General features: G+C 69.5%; 27 protein-coding genes. 15 read left to right on the plus strand and 12 right to left on the minus strand.

The features are described from left to right. Positions 1-9: 9 nt before the first annotated feature. The gene (locus tag BC358_RS16160) at positions 10-999 is read left to right on the plus strand and encodes a hypothetical protein (protein ID WP_079366641.1); all 990 of its coding nucleotides are present in this window, start codon (positions 10-12) and stop codon (positions 997-999) included. Here the strand turns inward: BC358_RS16160 and ybeY are convergent, their stop codons facing one another. Together ybeY and BC358_RS16170 are read right to left on the minus strand one after the other, a co-directional pair. Continuing rightward, on the minus strand, positions 1,000-1,452 hold the full coding sequence (ybeY, locus tag BC358_RS16165; protein ID WP_079366642.1) for an rRNA maturation RNase YbeY: 453 nt from the start codon (positions 1,450-1,452) through the stop codon (positions 1,000-1,002). A gap of 22 nt (positions 1,453-1,474) precedes the next feature. Further along, a complete protein-coding gene (locus BC358_RS16170; RefSeq protein WP_079366643.1) occupies positions 1,475-2,449 on the minus strand; it encodes a PhoH family protein in 975 nt (324 codons plus the stop codon). A 37-nt stretch (positions 2,450-2,486) separates the two neighbouring features. Here BC358_RS16170 and ruvA point away from each other — a divergent pair, with 37 nt between their 5' ends. Then, positions 2,487-3,065, plus strand: coding sequence for a Holliday junction branch migration protein RuvA (gene ruvA, locus BC358_RS16175; protein ID WP_066155117.1), 579 nt, complete (start codon positions 2,487-2,489; stop codon positions 3,063-3,065). 112 nt (positions 3,066-3,177) lie between these two features. On the opposite strand, the gene BC358_RS16180 is transcribed toward ruvA, so the two are convergent. Then, a complete protein-coding gene (locus tag BC358_RS16180; RefSeq protein ID WP_079366644.1) occupies positions 3,178-4,275 on the minus strand; it encodes a carbonic anhydrase in 1,098 nt (365 codons plus the stop codon). A gap of 98 nt (positions 4,276-4,373) precedes the next feature. On the opposite strand from BC358_RS16180, the gene ruvB reads away from it, so the two are divergent. Both ruvB and BC358_RS16190 read left to right on the plus strand, forming a co-directional pair. Continuing rightward, a complete protein-coding gene (gene ruvB / locus BC358_RS16185) occupies positions 4,374-5,432 on the plus strand; it encodes a Holliday junction branch migration DNA helicase RuvB (RefSeq protein ID WP_079366645.1) in 1,059 nt (352 codons plus the stop codon). 1 nt (position 5,433) lies between these two features. Continuing rightward, entirely contained in the window at positions 5,434-6,402 is a 969-nt protein-coding gene (locus BC358_RS16190) for an SPOR domain-containing protein (protein ID WP_079366646.1), read from the plus strand. On the opposite strand, the gene BC358_RS16195 is transcribed toward BC358_RS16190, so the two are convergent. Further along, the gene (locus tag BC358_RS16195; RefSeq protein ID WP_079366647.1) at positions 6,390-8,117 is read right to left on the minus strand and encodes a lysoplasmalogenase family protein; all 1,728 of its coding nucleotides are present in this window, start codon (positions 8,115-8,117) and stop codon (positions 6,390-6,392) included. The genes BC358_RS16190 and BC358_RS16195 overlap by 13 nt on opposite strands. Positions 8,118-8,133: 16 nt before the next feature. Then, positions 8,134-8,775, minus strand: coding sequence for a histidine phosphatase family protein (locus BC358_RS16200; protein WP_079366824.1), 642 nt, complete (start codon positions 8,773-8,775; stop codon positions 8,134-8,136). Between the two features lie 106 nt (positions 8,776-8,881). Between BC358_RS16200 and BC358_RS16205 the strand changes: the two genes are divergently transcribed. Next, the gene (locus BC358_RS16205; protein WP_179130091.1) at positions 8,882-10,849 is read left to right on the plus strand and encodes a PAS domain S-box protein; all 1,968 of its coding nucleotides are present in this window, start codon (positions 8,882-8,884) and stop codon (positions 10,847-10,849) included. A gap of 16 nt (positions 10,850-10,865) precedes the next feature. On the opposite strand, the gene BC358_RS16210 is transcribed toward BC358_RS16205, so the two are convergent. Both BC358_RS16210 and ttcA read right to left on the minus strand, forming a co-directional pair. Beyond that, on the minus strand, positions 10,866-11,501 hold the full coding sequence (locus BC358_RS16210; protein ID WP_179130092.1) for a DUF4136 domain-containing protein: 636 nt from the start codon (positions 11,499-11,501) through the stop codon (positions 10,866-10,868). A gap of 40 nt (positions 11,502-11,541) precedes the next feature. Beyond that, complete coding sequence (gene ttcA / locus BC358_RS16215) at positions 11,542-12,468, minus strand: tRNA 2-thiocytidine(32) synthetase TtcA (protein WP_066155092.1); 927 nt, start codon at positions 12,466-12,468, stop codon at positions 11,542-11,544. Positions 12,469-12,703: 235 nt separating this feature from the next. On the opposite strand from ttcA, the gene BC358_RS16220 reads away from it, so the two are divergent. Next, positions 12,704-13,759, plus strand: coding sequence for an outer membrane protein (locus BC358_RS16220; protein WP_079366650.1), 1,056 nt, complete (start codon positions 12,704-12,706; stop codon positions 13,757-13,759). A gap of 92 nt (positions 13,760-13,851) precedes the next feature. On the opposite strand, the gene BC358_RS16225 is transcribed toward BC358_RS16220, so the two are convergent. Both BC358_RS16225 and BC358_RS16230 read right to left on the minus strand, forming a co-directional pair. Further along, positions 13,852-14,229: a dihydroneopterin aldolase gene (locus BC358_RS16225; protein WP_066155421.1), complete on the minus strand. Its 378-nt coding sequence runs from the start codon at positions 14,227-14,229 to the stop codon at positions 13,852-13,854. Between the two features lie 11 nt (positions 14,230-14,240). After that, positions 14,241-15,032 (minus strand): SDR family oxidoreductase, encoded by a 792-nt coding sequence (locus tag BC358_RS16230; RefSeq protein ID WP_079366651.1) that lies wholly within the window; start codon positions 15,030-15,032, stop codon positions 14,241-14,243. 30 nt (positions 15,033-15,062) lie between these two features. Between BC358_RS16230 and BC358_RS16235 the strand changes: the two genes are divergently transcribed. The 9 genes from BC358_RS16235 (at position 15,063) to BC358_RS16275 (ending at position 23,646) form a co-directional block, all read left to right on the plus strand. Beyond that, entirely contained in the window at positions 15,063-16,214 is a 1,152-nt protein-coding gene (locus tag BC358_RS16235; RefSeq protein WP_256861544.1) for a class I SAM-dependent methyltransferase, read from the plus strand. Between the two features lie 8 nt (positions 16,215-16,222). Further along, a complete protein-coding gene (locus BC358_RS16240; RefSeq protein WP_066155069.1) occupies positions 16,223-16,417 on the plus strand; it encodes a DUF2905 domain-containing protein in 195 nt (64 codons plus the stop codon). An 82-nt stretch (positions 16,418-16,499) separates the two neighbouring features. Then, on the plus strand, positions 16,500-16,946 hold the full coding sequence (gene trxC, locus BC358_RS16245; RefSeq protein ID WP_079366652.1) for a thioredoxin TrxC: 447 nt from the start codon (positions 16,500-16,502) through the stop codon (positions 16,944-16,946). Between the two features lie 79 nt (positions 16,947-17,025). Next, on the plus strand, positions 17,026-18,006 hold the full coding sequence (gene glk, locus BC358_RS16250; RefSeq protein ID WP_079366653.1) for a glucokinase: 981 nt from the start codon (positions 17,026-17,028) through the stop codon (positions 18,004-18,006). A gap of 166 nt (positions 18,007-18,172) precedes the next feature. After that, on the plus strand, positions 18,173-19,423 hold the full coding sequence (locus BC358_RS16255) for an ABC transporter substrate-binding protein (RefSeq protein ID WP_079366826.1): 1,251 nt from the start codon (positions 18,173-18,175) through the stop codon (positions 19,421-19,423). Between the two features lie 108 nt (positions 19,424-19,531). Further along, entirely contained in the window at positions 19,532-20,815 is a 1,284-nt protein-coding gene (locus BC358_RS16260) for an ABC transporter substrate-binding protein (RefSeq protein WP_079366654.1), read from the plus strand. Next, the gene (locus BC358_RS16265) at positions 20,812-21,690 is read left to right on the plus strand and encodes a carbohydrate ABC transporter permease (RefSeq protein ID WP_079366655.1); all 879 of its coding nucleotides are present in this window, start codon (positions 20,812-20,814) and stop codon (positions 21,688-21,690) included. The genes BC358_RS16260 and BC358_RS16265 overlap by 4 nt, the downstream gene beginning before the upstream one ends. Continuing rightward, positions 21,680-22,540, plus strand: a complete 861-nt coding sequence (locus tag BC358_RS16270) for a carbohydrate ABC transporter permease (RefSeq protein ID WP_066155049.1) — start codon at positions 21,680-21,682, stop codon at positions 22,538-22,540. Before BC358_RS16265 ends, BC358_RS16270 begins: the two co-directional genes overlap by 11 nt. Positions 22,541-22,545: 5 nt before the next feature. After that, the gene (locus BC358_RS16275; protein WP_079366656.1) at positions 22,546-23,646 is read left to right on the plus strand and encodes an ABC transporter ATP-binding protein; all 1,101 of its coding nucleotides are present in this window, start codon (positions 22,546-22,548) and stop codon (positions 23,644-23,646) included. Positions 23,647-23,763: 117 nt separating this feature from the next. Here BC358_RS16275 and BC358_RS16280 read toward each other — a convergent pair whose 3' ends face one another. From BC358_RS16280 to BC358_RS16290, 3 genes are read right to left on the minus strand one after another with little or no spacing between them, the layout of a single operon-like run. Then, the gene (locus tag BC358_RS16280) at positions 23,764-25,137 is read right to left on the minus strand and encodes a sensor histidine kinase (protein ID WP_079366657.1); all 1,374 of its coding nucleotides are present in this window, start codon (positions 25,135-25,137) and stop codon (positions 23,764-23,766) included. Next, positions 25,134-25,841 (minus strand): response regulator transcription factor, encoded by a 708-nt coding sequence (locus BC358_RS16285; protein ID WP_066155040.1) that lies wholly within the window; start codon positions 25,839-25,841, stop codon positions 25,134-25,136. Before BC358_RS16285 ends, BC358_RS16280 begins: the two co-directional genes overlap by 4 nt. A gap of 24 nt (positions 25,842-25,865) precedes the next feature. After that, positions 25,866-26,276: a hypothetical protein gene (locus BC358_RS16290; protein WP_066155037.1), complete on the minus strand. Its 411-nt coding sequence runs from the start codon at positions 26,274-26,276 to the stop codon at positions 25,866-25,868. Positions 26,277-26,280: the final 4 nt, after the last annotated feature.

The raw sequence follows: 26,280 nt of genomic DNA on the forward strand, positions 1-26,280 counted from the left end.
GTTGACCGCATGAGCCTGTCGCTCCTGAGCCCCTCTTCCTTTTCGTCGTTGCCGCCCGGGCAGGTGCTGGGTGGCTTTCACGTCGGCGCCGCGTCGCCGCCCGCGGTGGCCTGGCCGCTGCAGCACCTGCCGACCCCGGTGCTGGACGGTGGCGAGGCGCTGCGGGAGTGCTGGCTGCTGCCAGACGGTGCGCCGGTGTTGACCGGCGAGCATGAGGGGGTGGTGTGGCGCCGCAGCGGCGACCTGCTGTTCGGGGTGATCGATGTGCCGGAGGCCGGTGTGGTTCCCGAGGCCGGCCGCAGCGCCCTGCAGCAGGCGGCTTTCGACATCTACGCGCGCATCTTCCGGCTGCTCGATGCCCAGGGGCTGCCGCACCTCTGGCGGCTGTGGAACTACATGGCCGACATCAACGGTGAAGCCGACGGGCTGGAGCGCTACCGTCAGTTCAACATCGGCCGCGGCGACGCTTTCGAGGCCGGCGCGCGCAGCGTGGTGGGGCGGGTGCCGGCGGCCTGCGCGCTGGGAGTGGCGTCCGGTCCGCTGACGGTGGCCTTCCTGGCCGGGCCGACGCCCATCGTGCCGGTCGAGAACCCGCGCCAGGTCAGCGCCTTCCTCTATCCGGACCGCTACGGCCCGCGCAGCCCGACCTTTTCGCGCGCCGCGCTGGTGCACCCGCCGGGGCAGGAAATCCTGTTCGTCTCGGGCACCGCCAGCATCGTCGGGCACGAGACCGTGCACCGGGGCGACGTGCGGGCGCAGACGGCCGAGAGCCTGGACAACATCGCGGCGGTGCTGGCGCAGGCGTCACTGAACTCCCGCAGCGGCGCGTTCGCGCTGGGCGACCTGGGCTACCGGGCCTATGTGCGCCACCCGGCCGACCTGGCCACCGTGCGCGAGGTGGTCGCGCAGCGCCTGGGTGACGCGCCGGTGACCTATGTGCTGGCCGATGTCTGCCGCAGCGATCTGCTGGTCGAGATCGAAGGACAGTGCGTCCGCTGATCAGTACGGGTTCTTGATGCCCAGTCCGGCGAGGATTTCAATCTCGCGCGCTTCCATCGCCTCGGCGTCTGCTTCGCCGGTCTCGTGGTCCCAGCCCTGGGCGTGCAGGGTGCCGTGCACCAGCAGGTGCGCGTAGTGCGCGGCCAGGGTCTTCTTCTGTTCCTTCGCCTCGCGCGCCACCACCGGCGCGCACAGCACCAGGTCGGCCATCACCACCGGCTCGATGGCGTAGTCGAATGTCAGCACGTTGGTCGCGTAGTCCTTGCCGCGGTACTCGCGGTTGAGCGCCTGGCCCTCGTCGGCGTCGACGATGCGCACGGTGATCTCGGCGTCGGCTTCGAGAGCATGGCGGATGCAGCGGATCACGGTGTGGCGCGGCAGCGCGGCGCGGTGGCGGGCGGCGTCTTTCAGGTCGCCGAACTGCAGGGAAAGCGAAAGCGAAGGCAGGGCCATGGTCGGTGCGTCGGGCAGTCGGTCAGCTGGATTTGCGGCGGCCGCCGCGCGGGGCTTCTGCCACGCCGGGGCTGCGCGCCTCGTAGGCGTCGACGATGCGGGCGACCAGCGGGTGGCGCACCACGTCGGCGCTGGTCAGGCGGTTGAAGGCGATGCCGGTCACGCGCTTGAGCACGCGCTCGGCGTCGATCAGGCCCGAGAGCTGCGTCACCGGCAGGTCGATCTGGCTCACGTCGCCGGTGACCACGGCCTTGCTGCCGAAGCCGATGCGGGTGAGGAACATCTTCATCTGTTCCACGGTCGTGTTCTGCGCCTCGTCGAGGATCACGAACGCGTGGTTGAGCGTGCGCCCGCGCATGAAAGCCAGCGGCGCGATCTCGATCTGCTGGCGCTCGAAGGCTTTCTGCACCTTGTCGAAACCCATCAGGTCGTACAGCGCGTCGTACAGCGGGCGCAGGTAGGGGTCGACCTTCTGGCCCAGGTCACCGGGCAGGAAGCCCAGCTTCTCGCCGGCCTCGACGGCCGGGCGCGTCAGCACGATCTTCTGCACCGCGCTGCGCTCCAGCGCATCCACCGCGCAGGCCACCGCCAGGTAGGTCTTGCCGGTGCCGGCCGGGCCGATGCCGAAGGTGATGTCGTGCGTGGCCATGTTGTCCAGGTAGCGCGCCTGGTTGGGCGTGCGCCCGCGCACCTCGCCGCGGCGCGTCTGCATTGCGGTGGCCTCGTCGCCGCCGGGCGGCAGCGCCGTGTCGCCGGCCAGCATGAGTTGCACCTTTTCTTCGGGGATGGGCTTTTTCGCCATCTCGTACAGCGCCTGCAGCACCTCCAGCGCCTGGTTGGCCTTGGCCTTGGGGCCTTCGATCCGAAACTGTTCGAAGCGGTGCGCGACCTTGACCTGCAGCGCCGCCTCGATGCTGCGGATGTGGCTGTCCATCGGGCCGCACAGGTGGGCCATGCGGGTGTTGTCGGGCGGCGAGAAGGTGTGGCGGAGGATCAAAACAGATAATCCCGGGCTGATTGGTGAAAGGACCTCAATGATAGGCAAGCTGACCGGCACGTTGCTGGAAAAGAATCCGCCCCAGATCCTGATCGACTGCCACGGGGTCGGTTACGAGGTCGACGTGCCCATGAGCACCTTCTACAACCTGCCGGCGGCGGGCGAGAAGGTGTCGCTGCTGACCCACTTCGTGGTGCGCGAGGACGCGCAGATCCTCTACGGCTTCGGCAGCGCGGCCGAGCGCGAGGCCTTCCGCCAGCTCATCAAGATCAGCGGTATCGGTCCGCGCACCGCACTCTCGGTGCTCTCGGGCCTGTCCGTCGCCGAGCTGGCACAGGCGGTGACGGCGCAGGAGGCAGGTCGCATCGTCAAGGTGCCGGGCATCGGCAAGAAGACCGCCGAGCGCCTGCTGCTCGAACTCAAGGGGAAGCTGGGCGCCGACCTGCCGCTGCCGGGCGCAGCCGCCGCCGTGGGCGACGCGGCCAGCGACATCCAGCAGGCGCTGATGGCCCTGGGCTACAACGAGAAGGACGCCGCAGCGGCGCTCAAGGCGCTGCCGGCCGGCGTAGGCGTGAGCGAGGGCATCAAGCTGGCGCTGAAGTCGCTGGCGAAATAAGGCCCGTACAGCGGCGGAGCGTGAGGCGACGGGATTCAGCGCCGGGCCGCCCCAAGCTGAATTCGCGCCCCCTCGGGGGGCAGCGACCCGCGTCAGCGGCGGAGCGTGGGGGCTACATCCCCTCGCGCACGATCCGCCCGTTGAGCGCCTGCACCGGGCGGGCGTTGTTCGGGAAGATCTGTGAAAACAGCTTGAGCTGTTCCCGGCTCACGGTCACCGGGGTCTTGAGCACATTCCACAGCACGCCCTCGGTGCAGGGCGGCGTGGTGAGCGAGCCCATGAACTGGTAGTAGCGCTGGTCGGCGGGCAGCAGTTCGCGCAGGTCGATCAGCCCGGCGGGCAGGCGCACCCGGTCGCCGCTGTCCAGCGGCATGTGGGTCCACACCTTGTTGATCAGCCCGTTGGCCGCGCCCGGGTCGATCAGCACCGCCACCACCGCCAGCTGGCCTTCGTGGTTCTTGTGCACCAGGTGCGCGACCATGGCGAAGCTGCGGTGGTTGACCCGCTCTTCCGACGGGTGGTGGAAGTGGAACTGCAGCAGCTCGTAGGTGGCGCCGCGCACGCTCAGGGTGTTGCCCGGCTCCAGGTCGACCTGGATGGTGTGGCCGTTGTTCACCACGCTGCCGCCAGTGGGTCGGTAGTCGAACTGCAGCGGCTCGGCCGGGCCCTGCAGCGTCGTGGTCTCCTGGATATGCACGGGCGACTGTCGCTTGCCGATGGCGCAGACGTTGAACTCGGGTTTCACGCGGGCCCAGTGCTCGGGGCCGTAGGCGCCCTCGTAGGACCAGTGCGGGTCGTGCCCCTTGGACGCGGGGCTGCCGTGGGCCTCGGGCGCGGCGTGGCCGTTGCGGATGGCCTTGGCCACCCGGTCGGCGGTCTGGTGGTTGGCGGGCGGTGCGACCTCGGTGCCGCGGTGCTTGTCCAGCACCGCCTTGATCTTGGCGGCGACCGCCTGCGGGTCGGAGCGGGACTCGGCGGCCGTTGCGCCGGCCGGGGTCGCCGCGGCGTTCCGGGGCTGGGCGCCGGGTTTGGCCGTGCCCACCGGCATCGCGATGGGAGCCGGCGGCGGCGCGGAGTGGCTGGGAGCATCGGAGGCCCGGGCCGTGCCCGGTGCCGTCAGGCACCAGGCCGCTGCCATGACCAGTGCCGAAGCGAGGGCGGTCCGGATCAGCGTCGGGGTCGCTGGGCGGTGGGCGGCGGTGCGGTTCATGGTCGGGTGGCGGCGAAAAACGGGGGTCTTTCGGGTATCGGCAGGCGGCGCTCCCGACTTGAGCAACGCCCCGGAAACGGGCCTGTATAGTCGGCTCCGTGAGCATCCAGACCGACGATTTCGCCCCCGCTCCGCGGGTCGTTTCCGCCACCACTTTTTCGCCCAAGGAAGAAGCGATCGAGCGCGCCCTGCGCCCCAAGCTGCTGGACGAATACGTGGGCCAGATGAAGGTGCGCGAGCAACTGGAGATCTTCATCGGCGCCGCCAGGAAGCGCGCTGAGGCGCTGGACCATGTGCTGCTGTTCGGCCCGCCCGGCCTCGGCAAGACCACGCTGAGCCACATCATTGCGCAGGAGCTGGGCGTGAACCTGCGCCAGACCAGCGGCCCGGTGCTGGAAAAACCCAAGGACCTGGCGGCGCTGCTGACCAACCTCGAACCCAACGACGTGCTGTTCATCGACGAGATCCACCGGCTCTCGCCCGTCGTTGAAGAGATCCTCTACCCCGCGCTGGAGGACTACCAGATCGACATCATGATCGGCGAGGGCCCGGCGGCGCGCAGCATCAAGCTGGACCTGCAGCCCTTCACCCTGGTCGGCGCCACCACGCGTGCGGGCATGCTGACCAACCCGTTGCGCGACCGTTTCGGCATCGTGGCGCGGCTGGAGTTCTACACCGCCGAGGAGCTCTCGCGCATCGTCACGCGCAGCGCCGGCCTGCTGAACGCACCCATCGACGCCGCCGGCTCGTTTGAAATTGCGCGCCGCTCGCGCGGCACGCCCCGCATCGCCAACCGCCTGCTGCGCCGCGTGCGCGACTTCGCGGATGTGAAGGGCGACGGTCGGATCACGGCCGACATCGCCGGCCGCGCGCTGACCATGCTCGACGTCGATCCCCAGGGCTTCGACCTGATGGACCGCAAGCTGCTTGAAGCCGTGATCCACCGCTTCGACGGCGGCCCGGTGGGGCTGGACAACATCGCGGCGTCCATCGGCGAAGAGCGCGACACCATCGAGGACGTGATCGAGCCCTACCTGATCCAGCAGGGCTACCTGCAGCGCACGCCGCGCGGGCGCACCGCCACGCTGGCGGCCTATCGGCACCTGGGCGTGGCGCCGCCGCAGTCGGGCGACCAGCTGTTCCAGGACGCCGGCTGACGTGGACACGGGGCAGGACGACCCGACCGGGCTGCCCGCCAGCGCGGCGGCGCTGTACCGCGCGGCGCTGGGTCCGGCCGGCGCCAGCGCCTATCTCCCGGTCATCGCGCGCTTCGAGGAGCGTGGGCGCTCGGCCATGGTGTGGAACACGCGCGCGGCGCTGGGCCAGCTGGCCTGGCTGGTGTACTGGCGGCTGTGGGGCGCCGCGCTCGCGCAGGCCGGGCTGGCGCTCGCCGCCGCCGCGGCCCTGGGCTGGCTGTGGATGCGTGCCGAGGGCGTGCCCACGGGCATCCGGATCGGGCTGACGGCGTCGGCCCTGGTGTTGTGGTGCGCGCTGCCCGGGCTCTGGGGCATGGCCTGGCTGCACCGGGGCCTGCGCGAGCGCGTGGCCGCCGCTGTCGAGCAGGCCGACAGTTTCCAGGAGGCGGTGGAGCGGCTGGAGCGTTCCGAGTACGGCTGGCGCGTGGCGGGTCTGGTGGCCGCGGCTGCGGTCCTGGTGGTGGTGGCCTTGCTGGCCGGGGTGGTCGGGCAGCAGTGGCGCCCGGCGGCTGTGGGTGCGGCGCAGGTTCAGTCGCCCGCACCGCCGCAGCGAGCGCCACGGCTCCTGCCGTCGCCCCCCGTGGCATCGCCCACCGAGGCACCGCCGGCAACGCCCGCCGTGCTGCCGGTTCAAGCCCCTGTCGAACCCGTGGCGGCTGCACCCACCCCGGCGGCGCCCGAGCCGGTGCTTCGGCCCCGGCCGCGCGGTTTCGGCGTCAACGTGGGGATGTTCGCCAGAGAGGCCAACGCCGAGCGCGCCAAGGCGCGGCTGGTCGAAGCCGGCCTGCCGGTGCTGGACGACCCGATCGAGTCGGCGCGGGGGCCGCTCACCCGCGTGCGGGTGGGGCCCTTCGAGCGGCGCGAAGAGGCCGAGCAGGCCGCGGCGAAGGTGCGGGCCCTGGGGCTCGAAGCCCGGGTCTACGCGCCCTGACGCGGCGCCGCTGGCAGCAGGCCGGCCACCATCAGGCCCTGCGCCGCGTAGTAGGTCGAGAGCACCAGCAGGTCGCGCGCCGGCAGCGGCACAAGGAAGCGGTCGGTCGCCAGCAGGGTGTCGCTGAGCATGAAGCACAGGGCGCCCGCGGCCACGCGCCAGGCCGCCGGATCGGCGTGCACGCGGGCCCGCCCCAGCGCCTGCGACACCATCAGTGCGATGACCAGCACATAGGCCGCCACTGGCGCCCGCAGGCCCGGCGGCAGACCGCCGCTCCACGGCCCTCCGCTCCAGAGCAGCGCGTACATCACCAGACCCACAGCGCCCACCGCTCCCAGCGCCCGCCGGTCAGCGAACCAGGGCGCGTCGGACCGCAGGCGGGCGATGTAGGCCAGGTGCGCGAGCAGGAACGACGCCAGGCCGGCGATGAAGAAGCCCTCGAACATCAGGAAGGCGTCGCCGGCCAGCGAGCCTGCGAGCGCGGCCAGCAGCCAGCCCTTGTGGCGGACGTCCGCGCGCAGCACCAGACCGATGACGACCAGCATGGTCAGCGGCTTGAACACCCGGTGCAGTTCGGTCCAGCCTTCCGCGGCGGCGAGTGTGGCCAACGCGGCGCTGAGCACCATCAGCACCATTCCCGGGCCTATGCGGCCCTGCAGCAGCGCGCCCTGCGCCCAGAGCCCGGCCAGCAGGGCGGCGGTCCAGGCCAGGTTGCCCGGCAGGGCGCGCGCGTCGGCGGTCCAGAGGAAGAAGGCGACGCCGCCGAGCAGCAGCACGAACACCAGTGCCGCCAGCGCCTGCGCGCCGCGCGAGGCGGGCGGGTCGAAGCGCTGCACGGCGCCGAGGTCGAAGGCCGGGGTCGGCCAGCGCGCCGCCACATCGGGCGCGCGCCAGCCGGGGGGCTTGATCCAGGTGCGCAGCCGGTCGCCCCAGCGGCCGGTGCGCGCGCTGTCGCGGGCCAGCCCCGCGTAGACCTCGGCGTTGGCCCAGACCGGGTCCCAGCTCTGCAGCGGCTTGCGCGTGCCGTAGACGCAGGGTTCTTCCGGGTCCTCGGGTTCGAAGCTGCCGAACAGGTGGTCCCACAGCATCAGGATGCCGCCGTAGTTCTTGTCCAGGTAGCGGTCGTTGACCGCGTGGTGCACGCGGTGGTTCGAGGGTGAGGCGAACCAGCGGTCAAAGCGGCCGAGCGATCCGACCTGCTCGGTGTGGATCCAGAACTGGTAGAGCAGGTCCACCAGCCCGACCACGGCGAACACCAGTGGCGGCACGCCGGCCAGCGCCATCGGCAGGTAGAACACCCAGCCCAGCAGCGCGTAGCTGGCGGGCTGGCGCAGCGCGGTGGAGAGGTTGTAGTGCTGGCTCTGGTGGTGCACCACGTGCGCGGCCCAGAGCAAGCCCACCTCGTGGCCCAGGCGGTGGTTCCAGTAGTAGAGGAAGTCGTAGAACACCAGGGCCAGCAGCCAGCCCGCGGGCGAGGTCCAGAAGGCGTCGCCCTGCCACAGCGCGGCGTGGTCCTGCACCCAGACGTAGATGCCCAGGCGCAGCGCGAGTGTGAACACGTCGGCGATGCGGCTGAGCATGCCCAGGCCGATGCTGCTGAATGTGTCGGCCAGCGCGTAGGTGTTGCGCCTGCGCCGTCGCCCGACCCAGAACTCGATGGCGATGAGCAGCAGGAACACCGGCGTGGCGAGCACGATGACCTGGTTCGGTGTCATGGCAGGCGTCGGTGGCTCAGGCGGTGCTCTCGTCCAGCGCCCCGTCGTCCTGCAGGTGGCCGGTGTCGGCCCAGCCCACCAGGCCCAGGCCTTCGGGTGTCCAGAGCAGGCGGTTGACCGCGGTGTTGCTCAGGTCCCAGGTGCGCGGCGCCTGCAGTTCCAGCCGCGTGGCCGCGCGGTAGAGGATGTCCAGCACGCCGCCGTGTGCCACCAGCATCAGTTGTTCGCCGGGGTGGCGCGCGGCGATCTCGTCGACGGCGGCGACCACGCGTTCGCGCAGCTGCAGCAGCGACTCGCCGCCCGGTGGCGCGAAGTCGGGCACGCGCTTGCGCCAGGCCAGTGCGTCCTCCGGGTGGTGGGCCTCGATCTCGGCCCAGGTCAGGCCCTCGAATCGGCCGAAGGCGCGCTCGCGCAGGCCCTTGTGGGTCTGCACCGGTTTGCCGTGGGCACGGGCCGTGGTGCTGGCGGTGTCGAAGGCGCGCGAGAGGTCGCTGGCGTAGAACGCGGCGATGGGTTCGTCGCGCAGGGCCAGGGCGAGGCGCTCGGCCTGCCAGCGGCCCTTGTCGGACAGGGCGATGTCGGTGTGGCCCTGGATGCGGGTGTCGCGGTTCCAGGCGGTTTCGCCGTGGCGCACGGCGATGATGCGGGTGACGTGCAAGAAGAAGCCCCGGGGTGAGAAAACGGTCACTGTAGCGCCGGACGGACGGTCTGACCACCGGATGGTCGATGGGCCGGTCCGGAGGACGACGCGACACAATACGGCGATGCCCGAACACCACGACGCCCGCGTGGCGGACTTCTCGTCGCTGTTCCAGTTCCTGCCGATCGGTGCCTACCGGAGTTCCAGGGACGGTGTGATGCTGCGCGCCAACCCGGCGCTGGTGCAGCTCAACGGCTACAGCGACGAGCAGGCCATGCTGGACGACGTGAACCGGGCCAGCAGCGACTGGTATGTGCAGCCCGGCCGCCGGGCCGAGTTCCAGGCGCAGCTGGTGCGCGACGGCTTCGTGCGCGGCTTCGTCTCTGAAGTGGTGCGCCACTGCGACCGGCAACGCCGCTGGGTGAACGAGAACGCCCACGGGGTGTACGACCCGCAGGGGCGGCTGCTCTACTACGAAGGCACGGTCGAGGACATCAGCGAGCGCATGCAGGCCGAGCTGGCGCTGCGGCAGAACGAGGCGCTCTGGAAGCTGGCGCTGGACAGCGCCGGGGACGGCGTGTGGGACTGGAACCTGGTGACCGGCGAGGAATACGTGTCGCCGCGCATCAAGGCCATGTACGGCTATACCGCCGACGAGCTGGCGCCGCGTGCGCAGGAGCTGGACGGGCGGACCCACCCGGACGACGTGGCCCAGATGCAGGCCGACCGCCAGGCGCACTTCGAGGGACGCACCGCCCTCTACCGCAACGAACACCGCATCCGCTGCAAGGATGGGTCTTGGAAATGGGTGCTCTCGCGCGGCATGGTGATCGCACGCGACGCCGACGGCCAGCCGCTGCGCATGGTGGGCACGCACACGGACATCACCGAACTTAAGCAGGCCGAGGCGCAGCAGCGGGCGCTGGAGACGCAGCTGCGCGAGTCGCAGAAGATGGAGGCCATCGGCACCCTGGCCGGCGGCGTGGCGCACGACTTCAACAACCTGCTGGCCGCCATCCTGGGCAACCTGGCCCTGGCGCGCGAAGACGTGGGGCCGGACCACGCCGCCCAGGAGAGCCTGGCCGAGATCCACCGCGCGGCGATCCGCGCGCGCCAGCTGGTGCAGCAGATCCTGGCCTTCAGCCGGCGCCAGACGCAGGAGCTGCAGCGCCAGCCACTGAAGCCGCTGGTGGACGAGGCGCTGCGGCTGATGCGCTCGCTGCTGCCCGCGGGCGTGCGGCTGAGCACCCGCCTGGCCTCGTCGCCGCTGCCGGTGCTGGCCGACGCGACGCAGGTGCAGCAGGTGCTGATGAACCTGTGCACCAACGCCTGGCAGGCGCTGGATCAGCGATCTGGCGACATCACCGTGAGTCTGGACGAGGTGGAACTGGACGCGGCGCAGGCCCTGCGGCTGGGCCATCTGCCGCCCGGCGCCTATGCCTTGCTGAGCGTGGCCGACAACGGCCCGGGCATGGACGAGGCGACGCAGCAGCGCGTGTTCGAGCCTTTCTTCACCACCAAGGCGCCGGGCAGTGGTACCGGTCTGGGGCTGTCAGTGGTGCACGGCATCGTCAAGGCGCACCAGGGGGCGATCACGCTGCACAGCACGCCGGGCGAAGGCACCCGGTTCGATGTCTACCTGCCGCTGGCCTCGGGTGCCGCGGACGCCGAGGCACCTGCACCCGCCGCACCGCCACCGGCCGTTCCCGCGCCGCCGGGGCGGCACATCGTCTACGTGGACGATTACGAAGCGCTGGTGTTCCTGGCCGGCCGGCTGCTGCGCAAGCAGGGGTACCGGGTCAGCACCTTCCTGTCGGGCGAGGAGGCCCTGGCCTGGTTCCGCGTCAGCCGGGAACCGGTGGACCTGTGCGTGACCGACCACAACATGCCGGGCATGAGCGGTGTGGAACTGGCGCAGGCGGTGCATGCGCTGCGGCCCGGGTTGCGCATCGCCATCGTCTCGGGGCATGTGAACGAGGCGCTGCTAGATGCCGCGGCCGCGGCCGGGGTGTCCGATGTGTTGGGCAAGCAGGACAGCATGGATGCGCTGGCCGATGCGGTGCGCGCGTTGATGGAGGCGCCGCCGCGCTGAAGGCGCCGGCCGGGGCTCAGCGCGGCAGGTCGATGTCGACCTGCCGGGGTCCGGAAGGCGGTACCGGGAAGCCGTTCAGCGCCGCCTGCAGCATGGCCTGCCACAGCGCCGGAGTGCTGTTCCAGCGGCCGTCGTGGCCGGCCTGGGTTTCGTAGACCACACGGCCCGATGCTGCATCGCGGACCACCACGGTCACCTTGCGCTCGTACCAGGGCATGTCCATCGGCATCACGAACATGGGAGACCAGTAGAAATAGCCATTGCCGGCCACGACCTGCCCCCGGAAGCGCCAGCTGGGCCATGGGTCGTCCCAAGGGCTGCGGGCGTTGCGCACGGTGGTGGCCGTGACCTGCACCCGCCAGGGGGCGTTGGCCGGCGCCTCGGCGACGGTCCAGCCGTGCGTTTCCAGCACGGTCCGGGTCCAGGCTTCCAGCCGGTTCTGGTCTTCGGCGGACCCTCCCTCCCGCTGCGAGGGCAGGCGCTCGAAGCGGTAGGTCTGCGGCGCCTGGGGCACGGCGGCCGGGGCCTGGGCGCCGGTGGGGATGTCGGCCGACCAGTGCGCGTAGCTCTGCACCGCGTTGTCCACACGGTAGGTGCCGGCGCAGCCGGCCAGGGCGAGGGTGGTCAGCAGGGCGAGGGCAAGGCGGGTCATGGTTCCTCCGGCGGGTTGGACGCCTGGCTCAGCACCCATATCAGGTGGTGGCGGCAATCGGTATGACCGTCGCACGGGGCCGGACGTTCACTTCCACAGCGTCCGCGTCGGCGGCGGGCGCGGGTGCCACCAGCGGCTCCTCGTCGAAGGCCAGGTCGCCGTCCTCCACCGGCGCACCAGTGGTCTGCAGGGTCTGGAAGGGGTAGAGCGAGCGGTCCATCAGGTGGCTGGGCACCACGTTCTGCAGCGCGTGCAGCATGTTCTCCAGCCGGCCGGGGAACTGCTTGTCCCAGTCGCGCAGCAGGTTGCCCACCTGCTTGCGCTGCAGGTTCTCCTGGCTGCCGCAGAGTGTGCAGGGGATGATGGGGAACTGCCGGTGTTCGGCCCAGCGGATCAGGTCCTTCTCGGGCACGTAGGCCAGCGGGCGGATCACCATGAACTCGCCGTTGTCGCTGACCAGCTTGGCCGGCATGCCCTTGAGCTTGCCGCCGAAGAACATGTTCAGGAACAGGGTCTGCAGCATGTCGTCGCGGTGGTGGCCCAGCGCGATCTTGGTCGCGCCCAGCTCGCGCGCCACGCGGTAGAGGATGCCGCGGCGCAGCCGGCTGCACAGGCTGCACATGGTTTTGCCCGGCTCGATCTTTTCCTTGACGATGGAGTAGGTGTCCTGGGTTTCGATGTGGTACTGGATGCCCAGCTTGGACAGGTACTCGGGCAGGATGTGGTCGGGGAAACCGGGCTGCTTCTGGTCGAGGTTGACCGCGATCAGCTCGAAGTTCACCGGCGCGCGCTTCTGCAGCTTCATCAGGATGTCGAGCAGGCCGTAGCTGTCCTTGCCGCCGGAAAGGCAGACCATCACGCGGTCGCCTTCCTCGATCATGTTGTAGTCCACGATGGCGCGGCCGACCTCGCGGCACAGGCGTTTTTCGAGTTTCTTGTTTTCGAAGGCGAGTTTTTCTGGGGTCATCGGTCGGGCCTCGGGCCGGGGCGGTGTGCGTCAAACGCAACAGGTTCGCATTGCGGTATGCTGCAATGCACAAGTCGGTGGTCAAAACCCGCAAGATTGCGGCTTGTTACAGGCGGATTTAGGTCGAAAGCTACACTTTCTCCCCGTGAGAGCGGCCTTGTTGCGCCGCGCCATCCTGTTGTGTCCATGCTGCGGCACAACCTGGGAAAAACATCAATTTTATTTGGAGTCCTTTATGTCCTTTGCTATTCATCGGGTCGCCCTGGCGTCCATGCTGGTTTCCATCGCCTCCGTCGCCATGGCCCAGACCGCCGGCATGACCACCGACCGCGACGGCAACACCGGCTACGCCACGCCCGAGGCCTGCGACGCCGCCATCCAGGGCGGCACGGCCAAGTTCTACAAGCCCCAGACCAAGCAGAAGCCCAAGCTGCGCGCCGGTGAGGCCTCGGTGTCGCCGATGCTGCTCAAGGACCTGAGCCCCAGCTACGCCAAGGGTGCCTGCGACAAGGGTGTGGCCACGGCCCGCGGCCGCGGCGGCGTGAGCAAGGCGCTGCAGGGCAAGTGGATCCCGTTCAGCCCGACCATGGAAGTCAACGCGTACAAGGACGCCAGCGGCAAGATCGTGCGCGTGACCATGCGCCAGTGCGACAACCACTTCTCCGACCTGCTGCCGCGCCCGACCCCGGTGGCCGCTCCGGCCCCGGCTCCCGCCGTGGTCCCCGCGCCCGCCCCGGTGGCGGCCGCGCCTGCGCCCGCTCCGGTGCCCGCACCTGCACCGGTGGTGCCCAAGGCCGCTGAAGTCGTGGCCTTCCCGTACGTCTTCGGCACCCTGGGCGCCCAGCGCGACCTGATCGGCAACGGCCCGATCGACGGCATCGCCCAGCACAACGACCACGACACCAAGCCCGCCCTGCAACTGGGCGCCGGCTACCAGTTCAACAAGCTCTGGGGTGCGGAAGCCTTTGCACAGTTCGGCAGCAGCCACAACTTCGAGAACGGCCTGGAGTCCAAGGTCAACGCCCTGGGCCTGCGCGGCACCGTTGGCACCGACCTGGGTGAAGCCACTCGCCTGTTCGGCAAGGCCGGCGTGGCCCGTGTGAAGCACACCGACGCCGTCGAAGGCACGCAGACCCGCCCGACCCTGGGCCTGGGCCTGACCCACGCCTTCACCAAGAACCTGTCCCTGCGCAGCGACTTCGATGTGTTCCTGAAGAAGAGCTCGGACGAAGCGCGTTCGTGGAAAGAGCTGATGTACCTGGGCGTCGGCGTCCAGTACAACTTCAAGTGATGCCGTCGCTGGTGGCCTGAAGCACCAGCCTGCACATCAAAAGGGCCTCGCGAGGGGCCTTTTCTTTTTTCAGAACCGGGACGGCGTGCGCCTCACCACTGCCCGCTTTCCATGCGGATCGCGACCTCGCAGTCGTCGAAGATCTCCAGCTTGGCGATCTTGACCCGCACGCCGATCACGCCAGGCAGCTGCATCAGGCGCCGCGTGAGCTTGCCGATCAGGCTCTCCAGCAGGTTCACGTGTTCGGCGGTGCACTCGTCGATGATGATCTGGCGCACCTTGCGGTAGTCCAGCACGTGGCTGATGTCGTCGTCGTGCGGCAGCAGAGGCTGGGTGCCCTGGTTGAGCTCGGCATCCACCTGGATCGGCTGCGGGCTGGTCTTCTCGTGCTCCAGGATGCCCAGGTTGGCGTCGAAGCGCAGCCCGGTGAGGGTGAGGATCTGGGTGCCGGCGTGGTTCGTGGAGTTCATGGGCATCCGCCTCACATCATCGAAAAGTCGCGCTCGAAGCGCATCAGGTGCTGGCCGCCGTCAACCAGCAGCGTGGTGCCGGTGACCGAGCGGTTGCCCAACGCAAAGGCCACGGTGGCGGCCACGTCCTCCGGGGTGGACGAGCGGCCCAGCGGCGACTGGCGGTGCAGGGTCTGGAATTTCTCATCGCTCAGCAGGTGGCTGGTGAGCGTCAGGCCCGGCGCCACGCCCACCACGCGCACGCGCGGCGCCAGCGCCAGCGCCAGCATGCCGGTGGCCGCTTCGAGCGCCGCCTTGGACAGGGTGTAGCTCAGGAAGTCGGGGTTGAGGTTCCAGAGCTTCTGGTCCAGCAGGTTGACCACCGCGCCCTCCGCATCGCGCGTGGCCAGGTGCGCGTGCAGCGCCTGGGCCAGCAGGATGGGCGCGCCGGTGTTGCTGCGCAGGTGGGTTTCCATGGTGGCAAAACCGAAGCTGGTCGCGTCGTCGTGTTCGAACAGCGAGGCGCTGTTGACGACCGCGTCGACCGCGCCGAAGTGCGCCACCACGGCCGGCAGCAGGGCGCGCACCGCGGCCTCGTCGGCGAGATCGGCGCCGAAGGTGGCGGCGCTGCCCGGGCGTCCGGTCCGCGAGTCGCAGTCGCGCGCGGTCTGCCCGGCTTCGGCAGCCGACTGCCGGAAGTGCACCGCGACGTTCCAGCCGGCGCGGGCCAGCGTGAGCGCGATCTCTCGGCCCAGGCGCTTGCCGGCACCGGTGACCAGCGCGGTGCGGACGGGGTTCGGGGGCGGGGGGGCAGTACCGGACATGGTGGGCAGTCGATCCTGGACAATCGGCGTGTGAACACCGACACAGTGAACCAGCCCGGCAGTGTAACGAGCGCCCTGCTTGAGCGCGTGGCCGAGGCCATCCGCGAGGCCGGCGGCTGGCTGCCCTTCGACCGCTTCATGGCCATCGCCCTGTACGAGCCGGGGCTGGGCTACTACACCAACGCCACGCCGAAGTTCGGCCAGATGCCCGAGGGCGTGGCCGGCCAGGGCAGCGACTTCGTGACCGCGCCCGAGCTCTCGCCGCTGTTCGGCCACACCCTGGCGCGCCAGGTGGCGCAGGCGCTGGCGTCCACCCAAACCGACGAGGTCTGGGAGTTCGGCGCCGGCACCGGCGCGCTCGCGCTGCAGCTGCTGGATGCGCTCACGGCGCTGGGCCAGGCGCCGCGCCGCTACACCATCGTCGACCTCTCGGGCAGCCTGCGAGAGCGCCAGCGGGCCACGCTGGCGCGGCATGCGGACCGCGTGGTCTGGGCCGACCGCCTGCCCGCGGTGTTCGACGGCGTGGTGATCGGCAACGAGGTGCTGGACGCGATGCCGGTGCAGCTGCTGCGCCGCGTGGGCGGGCAGGATGAGGGCACCTGGCACGAGCGCGGTGTGGCGCTGGCCCATGATGGCCGCCTGGCCTGGGCCGACCGGCCGACGGCGCTGCGGCCACCGCTGGCGGTCGAAGGCCCGCACGACTACCTCACCGAAATCCACCCGCAGGGCGAGGCCTTCGTCCGCACGCTGGCCGAGCGCCTGGTGCGCGGCGCGGCCTTCTTCATTGACTACGGCTTCCCCGAGGCCGAGTACTACCACCCGCAGCGCCACATGGGCACGCTGATCTGCCACCGCGCCCACCGCAGCGACGACGACCCGCTGACCGACCTCGGCCTCAAGGACATCACCGCGCACGTGAACTTCACCGGCATCGCGCTGGCCGCGCAGGACGCCGGCATGGCGGTGCTGGGCTACACCTCGCAGGGGCGCTTCCTGATCAACTGCGGCCTGCTGGAAGTGGCGAAGGACGCCGGCTCGCGCGAGAACGCCATGCTCTCCAAGCTGGTCAACGAGCACGAGATGGGCGAGCTGTTCAAGGTGATCGGTCTGGCGCCGTTGCCCAGCGCCGAAGGCTGGAACCCGATGGGCTTTGCCACCGGCGACCGCACCCACCGCCTGTAGGAGCCGCCGTGATCCGCTGGATGATCGTCATCTTCCTGGCCCTGCTGCTGATCAGCTGGTTCACGCCGCTGCTGCACAAGCTGGGTTTCGGCAAGCTGCCGGGCGACCTGCGCTTCAAGGCCTTCGGCCGCGAGTGGTTCATCCCGCTGACCACCACCATCCTGCTGAGCTTCGTCGCCAGCCTGATCGGCCAGCTGATCTGAGCGCCCGTTGCATACCCGGTGGGGTGTCTCTTGAAGTGGTGCCGGCGGTCCCCATCTGCCCCGAAACCCTTGGAGCCCGCCCATGACCGTTGCCACCGAATCCCTGCACGTCGTCTGCCCGCACTGCCACACCACCAACCGCGTGGCGCCGGCCGATCTGTCGGCCACGCCCGATTGCGGCAAGTGCCACCGCCCACTGTTCGATGGCCACCCGGTCGCGCTGGACGAGGCGGCGTTCGAGAAGCACATCGCGCGCTCGCGACTGCCGGTGCTGGTGGATTTCTGGGCGCCCTGGTGCGGCCCCTGCCGCATGATGGCGCCGCAGTTCGAGGCCGCGGCGAAGCAGCTGGAGCCCCATGTGCGCCTGGCCAAGGTCAACACCGAAGAGGCGCAGGCGCTGGGCGCGCGGCTCAACATCCGCAGCATTCCGACGCTGGCGCTGTACGTGAACGGCCGCGAGGTGGCGCGCCAGCCGGGCGCCATGGGCGCGGCCGACATCGTGCGCTGGACCCGCTCGCACCTGGGCTGAAGCCCCCGCAGGGGGCAGGGCGGCTGTAATTTGGTTACAGCTCCGGCATAATTCCGGGACCTTTTCCGGAACCGACGCCATGCCCCAGACCCCATCCGACACCGCCCGGCTGCTGGCCGACATCGGCGGCACCAACGCCCGTTTCGCCTGGCAGGCCGCGCCCGGCGCGCCCATCACCGACGTGCAGGTGCTGCCCGGCGCGCACTACCCCACGCTGCAGGCCGCCATGCACGCCTACCTCGACGGGCTGGGCCGCGGCGCGCCCGCGGCGGTGGCCATCGCGATTGCCAACCCGATCACCGGCGACATGGTCCGCATGACCAACCACGACTGGGCTTTCTCCCAGTCCGCGGTCAAGGCCGAGTTCGGCCTGCGCACGCTGCGCATGCTCAACGACTTCACCGCCCTGGCCCTGGCCCTGCCGGACCTGCCGGCGGCCGAGCTGCGCCAGGTCGGTGGCGGCGAAGCGGTGCCCGGCGTGGCCATGGGCCTGGTCGGCGCCGGCACCGGGCTGGGCGTCTCCGGCCTGCTGCCCGACGGCCACGGCGGCTGGGTGCCCCTCGAAGGCGAGGGCGGCCACGTCACGCTGCCGGCGACCACCGCGCGCGAGCGCACCGTCATGGACGGCCTGATCCGCCGCTACGGCCACGCCTCGGCCGAGCGCGTGTGCTGCGGCCAGGGGCTGGTCGACACCTGCGCCATCCTCTGCGAGGCCGACGGCGTGACGGTGCAGGGGCTCGATTCCGCCAGCGCGGTCAGCGAGGCCGCGCTCAAGGCCGGCCACCCGCAGGCGCTGGAGACTCTGAACATCTTCTGCGCCATGCTCGGCTCGGTGGCCGGCAACCTGGCGCTGACGCTGGGCGCGCGCGGCGGCGTGTACGTGGGCGGCGGCATCGTGCCTCGCCTGGGCGCCTGGTTCGATACATCGCCGTTCCGCGAGCGCTTCGACAACAAGGGCCGCTTCACCCGCCTGCTGCAAGGCATGCCGGTCTGGGTCATCACCTCGGCCCAGTCGCCCGCGCTGCTGGGTGCCGCCCGCGCGCTGGACCGCCACCGCTGAAACTTTGTCACCAGCGCAAGGGAGGGCAGGGACTTCGGGTTTCTGCGGATGTAATAATTCTTTAATTAAAGATAAATTACAGACATCCGGCGGCATGGTGCCGCTCTGGATGGTTCCGCGCCGTGCACGCCCTCGCGTGCGGCGTCCCTTCTTTACTGGAGACATGATGATGAAACTGTCGAAACTCGCCGCCGCCGCCGCCTTCGTGATGGCCGGCTCCGCCGCCATTGCCGGCGAGGTGGAAGTCCTGCACTGGTGGACCTCGGGCGGCGAGGCCAAGTCGGTCGGCGAACTCAAGAAGATCATGCAGGGTAAGGGCCACACCTGGAAGGACTTCGCCGTGGCCGGCGGCGGTGGCGATGCCGCCATGACCGTCCTGAAGAGCCGCGTCGTGGCCGGCAACCCGCCCGCCGCCGCCCAGATCAAGGGCCCGGGCATCCAGGAATGGGCGAACGAAGGCGTGCTGGCCAACCTGGACGCCGTCGCCAAGGCCGAGAAGTGGGACAGCCTGCTGCCCGGCGTGGTCGCCGACGTCATGAAGTACAAGGGCAACTACGTCGCCGCACCGGTGAACGTGCACCGCGTCAACTGGATGTGGGCCAACGCCAATGTGCTGAAGAAGGCCGGTGTGGCCAGCGCGCCCAAGACCTGGGACGAGTTCTTCGCCGCCGCCGACAAGGTCAAGAAGGCCGGTCTGATCGCCGTGGCCCACGGTGGCCAGAACTGGCAGGACTTCACCACGTTTGAATCGGTGGTGCTGGGCGTCGGTGGCGCCAAGTTCTACCAGGACGCCCTGGTCAAGCTGGACCAGAAGGCCCTGACCAGCCCGACCATGACCAAGTCGCTGGAAACCTTCCGCAAGATCAAGTCCTACACCGACCCCGCCGCCCCGGGCCGCGACTGGAACCTGGCCACCGCCATGGTGATCCAGGAGAAGGCCGCCTTCCAGTTCATGGGTGACTGGGCCAAGGGCGAGTTCACCGCCGCCGGCAAGGTGCCGGGCAAGGACTACATCTGCGCCGCCGCCCCGGGCACGGGCAACGCCTACACCTTCAACGTCGACTCGTTCGCGATGTTCAAGCTCAAGGACGCCGCCGCCCAGAAGGCCCAGGGTGACCTGGCCGCGTCCATCATGGGCACCGAGTTCCAGGAAGTCTTCAACCTGAACAAGGGCTCCATCCCGGTCCGCCTGGGCATGAAGATGGACAAGTTCGACGACTGCGCCAAGCTCTCCAGCAAGGACTTCGTCGACACCGCCAAGAGCGGTGGCCTGGTGCCCTCGATCGCCCACGGCATGGCCGTCAGCCCTGCGGCCGAAGGCGCCATCAAGGACGCCGTCAGCCAGTTCTGGAACGACGACAAGATCTCGGTCGCCGACGGTGTGAAGAACATCGCCAAGGCCGCGACCACCAAGTAAGTCCTGTCCGGGGCCTCGCCCGGCCTTCACCCGCCCCGCCACCGGGGTGGGTGGGGACGGGTGTTGCCGACCGGACGCCCGCCCGCCGTTCCTTTCTCCCGCTCCACCATGCTCCACCACCCAGGTTTTCGTCGCGTGTGCGCGCCGCTGCTGGCGTCGCTGCTGCTGGCCACCGGCCCCGGTGCCCGGGCGGGTGAGGTCGAGGTGCTGCACTACTGGACCTCGGGTGGCGAGGCCAAGTCGCTGGCCGAGCTCAAGGGCATGATGGCCCAGCGCGGCCACAGCTGGAAGGACTTCGCGGTGGTGGGCGGCGGCGGGCAGAACGCCATGGACGTGCTCAAGGCGCGTGTGCTGGCGGGCAACCCGCCGGCGGCGGCCAACATCAAGGGCCCGGCGATCCAGGAGTGGGCGGCGCTGGGCGCGCTGACCAACCTCGACGCCATGGCCTCCTTCGACCGCTGGGACGAGGTGCTGCCCAAGGTGGTGGCCGACCAGATGAAGCACAAGGGCCGCTTCGTGGCGGTCCCTGTCAACGTGCACCGGGTGAACTGGCTGTGGGCCAATGCCGAGGTGCTGCGCCAGGCCGGCGTGAACGAGGCGCCGCGCAATTTCGACGAATTCTTCAAGGCCGCCGACAAGGTGCGCGCGGCGGGCCTGATCGCCCTGGCCCACGGCGGCCAGGACTGGCAGGACTTCACCACTTTCGAGTCGGTGGTGCTGGGCGTGGGTGGTGCGAAGTTCTACGACGCGGCCCTGGTGAAGCTGGATGCACAGGCCCTGGGCGGCGACACCATGCGCCGTTCTCTGGAGACCTTCCGCCGCCTGCGCGGCTATGTCGATGCGGCTTCGCCGGGGCGCGACTGGAACGCCAGCACCGACTTGGTCATCAAGGGCAAGGCCGGCTTCCAGTTCATGGGCGACTGGGCCAAGGGCGAGTTCCTCGCCGCGGGCCAGCAGCCGGGCAAGGACTTCCGCTGCTTCCCGGCGCCGGGCACGGCCGACGCCTTCACCTACAACGTCGATTCCTTCGCCATGTTCCAGCTCAAGGCCTGGGAGGCGCAGAAGGCCCAAGGCTACCTCGCCTATCTGCTGATGGGGAAGGACTTCCAGGAGCGCTTCAACCTGCGCAAGGGCTCGATCCCGGTGCGGCAGAACGTGGCCATGGACAAATTCGACGAATGCGCCAAAGTCTCCGCCCAGGACTTTGGCAAGACCGCCAAGGCCGGCACCCTGGTGCCCTCGGTGGCCCACGGCATGGCACTCGCCCCGGGGCAGCAGGCGCAGATGCGCCGGCTGGTCTCGGATTTCTGGAACAACCCGCAGATGTCGGTGAATGACGCACAGAAGCAACTGCTGGCCCTGGCGGCCGGCCCACAGAAGTCCCCGCAATGAAATCCTTTGAAAACCTGCTGCCCAAGCTGGTGATCGCACCGGGCTTCGTGCTCGGCTTTGCCTTCATCTACGGGCTGATGATCTGGAACGGCGTGCTGTCCATGACCGGCTCGCGCATGCTGCCCAACTACGAGAACTTCGTGGGCCTGGAGCAGTACGCGCAACTCTGGACCATGGACCGCTGGTACGTCGCGCTCAAGAACCTCGGCATCTTCAGCGTGCTCTACGTCGGCGGCTCGATGCTGGTCGGCATGGTGCTGGCGATCTTCCTGGACCAGAAGATCCGCGCCGAAGGCTGGCTGCGCACCATCTACCTCTACCCCATGGCGCTGTCCTTCATCGTGACCGGCACGGCCTGGAAGTGGATTCTCAACCCCAGCGACGGCCTGCAGAAGCTGATGCACGACCTGGGCTGGACCAGCTTCAACTTCGACTGGCTGGTGCAGTCCGACTACGCCATCTACTGCGTGGTGATCGCAGGCGTCTGGCAGTCGGCGGGCTTTGCGATGGCGCTGTTCCTGGCGGGTCTGCGCGGCATCGACGATAGCATCATCAAGGCCGCGCAGATCGACGGCGCCTCGCTGCCGCTGATCTACTGGCGCATCATTCTCCCCATCCTGCGCCCGGTGGTGTTCTCCACCATCCTGGTGCTGTCGCACCTGTCGATCAAGAGCTTCGACCTGGTGATGGCCCTGACGGCCGGCGGCCCCGGTTACGCGACCGACGTGCCCGCCACCTTCATGTACACCATGAGCTTCACGCGCGGCCAGATCGGCCTGGGCGCGGCCAGCGCCACCATGATGCTGGCCACTGTGGCGGCCATCGTGGTGCCCTACCTCTACAGCGAACTGCGGAGCAAGCCCCATGACCGCTAAATCCCTGACCTTCGGCCGGGTGTTCACCTACGGCCTGCTGCTGGTGGCGGCGCTGTTCTTCCTGGCGCCGCTGTACGTGATGATCGTCACCTCGTTCAAGGACGCCGACCAGCTGCGCGCCGGCAACCTGCTGAGCCTGCCGACCTCGCTCAACCTGGACGCCTGGCACCTGGCCTGGAACACCGCCTGCACGGGTGTCGACTGCCGTGGTCTCAAGCCCTATTTCATGAACTCGGTGTTCATGGCGGTGCCCGCGGTGCTGATTTCCACCGCCTGGGGCGCACTCAACGGCTACGTGCTCTCCATGTGGAAGTTCCGCGGCTCGGAAGTGCTGTTCGGCTTCCTGCTGTTCGGCGTGTTCATGCCCTTCCAGGTGGTGCTGTTGCCCATGAGCCAGGTGCTGGGCTGGCTGGGCCTGTCCAGCTCGATCGGCGGGCTGGTGCTGGTGCACTGCCTGGCCGGCATGGCCGGCACCACGCTGTTCTTCCGCAACTACTACACGGCGGTGCCGCGCGAACTGGTGAACGCCGCGCGCATCGACGGCGCGGGCTTCTGGCGCATCTTCTGGCGCATCGTGCTGCCGATGTCCACGCCCATCATGATGGTGACGCTGATCTGGCAGTTCACCAACATCTGGAACGACTTCCTGTTCGGCGTGGCCTTCAGCGGCGCCGACAGCAAGCCGGTGACCGTGGGCCTGAACAACATGGCCAACACCACCAGCAGCGTCAAGAACTACAACGTGGACATGGCCGCGGCGATCATCGCCGGCCTGCCCACCATGCTGGTCTACGTCCTCGCGGGCCAGTACTTCGTCAAGGGTCTGACGGCCGGCGCCGTCAAAGGTTGAATCACATGGCTTCTCCACTCCACATCAAGGGCATTCGCAAGGCTTTCGGCAAGGGCGACAAGGCGGTCGAGGTGCTCAAGCGCATCGACATCGACGTCGCACCGGGCGAGTTCCTCATCCTGGTCGGCCCCTCGGGCTGCGGCAAGTCCACGCTGCTCAACATCATTGCCGGCCTCGAAGAGCCCACCGAAGGCGAGCTGCACATCGGCGGCAAGAACGTGATCGGCATGCCGCCGGCGCAGCGCGACATCGCCATGGTGTTCCAGAGCTACGCGCTCTACCCGACCATGAGCGTGGCCGACAACATCGGCTTCGCGCTGGAAATGCGCAAGGTGCCCAAGGCCGAGCGCGAAAAGCGCATCCAGGAAGTGGCGGCCATCCTGCAGATCCAGCACCTGCTGGACCGCCGGCCGGCCCAGCTCTCGGGTGGCCAGCGCCAGCGCGTGGCCATGGGCCGTGCCCTGGCGCGCGACCCGCAGCTGTTCCTGTTCGACGAGCCGCTGTCCAACCTGGACGCCAAGCTGCGCGTGGAAATGCGCGCCGAGATCAAACGCCTGCACCAGCACAGCGGCATCACCACGGTCTACGTGACGCACGACCAGATCGAGGCCATGACCCTGGGCAGCCGCATCGCGGTGATGAAGGACGGCATCCTGCAGCAGATCGGCACGCCCGACGAGATCTACCGCCGCCCGGCCAACACCTATGTGGGCGGCTTCATCGGCTCGCCGACCATGAACTTCATCAACGGCCGCGTCGAGAAGGCCGGCGAAGGTGGCCGCTTCGTGTTCGAGGGCGGTGCGCTGGACATCCCCTGCCCGGACGGCCCGGAGGCGACGCTGGGCCAGCGGCCCGAGCACATCCACCTGGGCGCCGATGCGGCCTGGCGCGGCGAGGTGGTGCTGGTGGAGCCGACCGGTGCCGACACCTACATCGTGGTGAAGACGGCCGTGGGGCTGATCACCGTGCGCGAGGCGGCCAACACCAAGGTGGCGGTGGGCGACAACGTGGGCATGACGGTGAGCGGGCGCCACAACAACTGGTTCGACAAGGCCAGCGGCGCGCGCATCACGGCGATGGATTCGACCTCGCTGTTCGTCGGCTGAACGCACAGACCCCCACGCTTCGCCGCTGCGCGGGTCGCTGCCCCATGACCGGGAAGGGACCAGGTCATTACCGGGTCGTGGGGCTGATCCGGCTTGGGACGGCCCGGCGCCGGATCGTCAGGCCGTCAAGTTCAACGTGATCCGCAGCCCATGGGGCTGCATGTTTTCCGCCGTCGCCTCGCCACCATGGCGGCGCGCGATCTCGCTGACGATGGCCAGGCCCAGGCCGCAGCCGCCCGGCAGCTCGCTGGCGCGCCAGAAGCGCTGGAACACATGGGCCATGTCGGCCTCGGACAGGCCGGGCCCGTTGTCTTCCACCAGCAGGCGTGTGCGCTCGCCATCGGCCTCGACCTTGAGCGTCACCGCGCTGCCGCGCGGCGTGTAGCGCAGGGCGTTGTCGATCAGGTTGGCCATGGCCTCGCGCAGCTGCAGCGCGTCGCCCTGCACCATGCGGTGCTCCTCGCCTTCGAAGCCCAGGTCGACGCCGGCGGCCACCGCGCGCGGCGTCCATTCGCGCGCCACGTCGCGCGCCAGGGCCGCCAGGTCCAGCGGCTCGCGCCGCGCGGTGGTCTCGGTGCGCGCCAGGGTCAGCAGCTGGTGCACCAGGTGGGCACTGCGCTCGGCGCCGGTGCGCACCTTGGTCAGGCGCGCACCCAGCACCGGGTCGCTGTTCTCGCGCTGCGCCAGCTCGACCTGGCTGATCAGCCCGGCCAGCGGTGTGCGCAGCTGGTGCGCGGCGTCGTTGATGAAGCGCTTCTCCTGGTTCACGTTGCGCGCCACCTCGTCCAGCAGGCCGTTGATGGCTTGCACCAGCGCATGCACCTCGTTGGGCGCCTGCGTCATGCCGATGGGCGAGAGCGCGTTGACCGAGCGGTTCTCCAGCTGGGCCGTCAGCCGCGTCAGCGGCGCCAGGCCGCGCTGGATGCCGCCGTACACCGCCAGGCTCAGCAGCACGCCAGCCGCCAGCAGGGGCGCCAGCATGTCGGCGATCAGCTCGCGCGCGATGCGCTGCTGCACCGCCAGGCTTTTGCCCACCTGCACGCGCAGGGTCTGCGGCGCATTGACCTCGCCGTAGTTCACGTCCAGCGCCACGATGCGCAGCGGCTTGCCGTCGATTTCGGCGGCGTAGAGCAGGGGACCTTCGGTGCCCACCATGCCCTCTTCCGGCTGCGGCAGGGTCTGGTTGCCCAGCAGGAACTGGCCCGGTGGCGAGGACACCATGTAGCTGATGCGGTCCTTGGGGTCCTGTTCCAGCACGTCCTGCGCCGCGCGCGGAAAGTCGATCAGCAGGCCCGAGCCGATGGGCTTGACCTGGCGCGCCAGTGCCCGCACCGACTGGGTCAGCGACTGGTCGATGGCCTTTTCGGCGTAGGACAGTGCGATGCGGTAGGCCAGCAGACCACCGCCGGCCCAGAGCACCAGCTGCGGCAACAGCAGCCACAGCAGCAGCTGGCGCCGCAGCGAGAGCCGGGTGGTGGTCGCGCCCGTCATGGCGCGCCGGTGTTTTCCAGCAGGTACCCGAGGCCGCGGATGTTGCGGATGTTCAGCGTCGAGCCGGCGAGCTTGCGGCGCAGGCGGTGCACGTAGACCTCCAGCGCGTTGGAGGCGACGCCGCCTTCGCCCGGGTCGGACTGCCAGGCGGCCAGCACGTCCTCGCGGCTCACCACCTGGCCACTGTGGCGCACCAGCAGGTCCAGCAGCGACCACTCGCGCTGGGTCAGGTCGATCACCTCGTTGCCCAGCCAGGCGCGCGGCAGCACGGGGTCCAGCCGCAGTGTGCCCGGCGCGGGCGGCGGGGCCGGCACCTGCGGGCTGGGGCCGAAGGCCGGCAGGCTGGCGCGGCGCAGCATGGACTGCAGGCGCGCCAGCAGCTCGTCGCGGTTGAAGGGCTTGGTGAGGTAGTCGTCGGCGCCGGCGTTCAGGCCCTCGACCCGGTCCTCGATGCCGTCGCGCGCCGTCAGGATCAGCACCGGCAGCGCGGGCAGGCGCTGGCGCAGGCGGCGCAGCACGGTCAGGCCGTCGACCCTGGGCAGGCCCAGGTCGAGCACCACGCCTTCGTAGGCCTCGGTGTCCAGGCGGCTGAGCGCCTGTTCGCCATCGACCGCGGTGTCGATGCGGTGGCCGGCCTGCATGAGCTGGGCGCTCAGGCCGTCGCGCAGCAGTTCGTCGTCTTCAACAATCAGCAAATGGGCCATGCATCCGATTATCCGGCGAGCGGCTCAGCCGTCCTGCATGTCCCAGCGGAAGCCGCAGCGTTTGCAGCACACCGGCACCAGCCGCCGCGCATCGTTGCGGGCGTCGTCGGGCACCAGCAGCAGGCCGTAGGCCTTGCACTGACCGCAGTTGGCCTGGTTGGCCATTTCTTCGGCGTGCATCAGCAGGTAGAGGTAGCGGCGCAGCGCCCACAGCGCGATCACCGCACAGGCCAGCACGAAGCCCGTGTTGAGCAGCTTCTCGTTCCAGCTGCCGCCCTGGAAGGCCTCGAAACTGGCGATCAGGGCCACCGAGGCCAGCAGCGCCAGCGCCATGTGGGCGTGGCTGGAGAGCAGCTCCCGTTCATACCACTTGCGGAACCCGTGGCGGCGGATGCCGTCGGCCAGGGTGGGGTTGAACGGGTTGTGCTGGGCCATGGCC

The organism is Hydrogenophaga sp. H7, from assembly GCF_002025745.1.
Classification (GTDB): domain Bacteria; phylum Pseudomonadota; class Gammaproteobacteria; order Burkholderiales; family Burkholderiaceae_C; genus Hydrogenophaga; species Hydrogenophaga pseudoflava.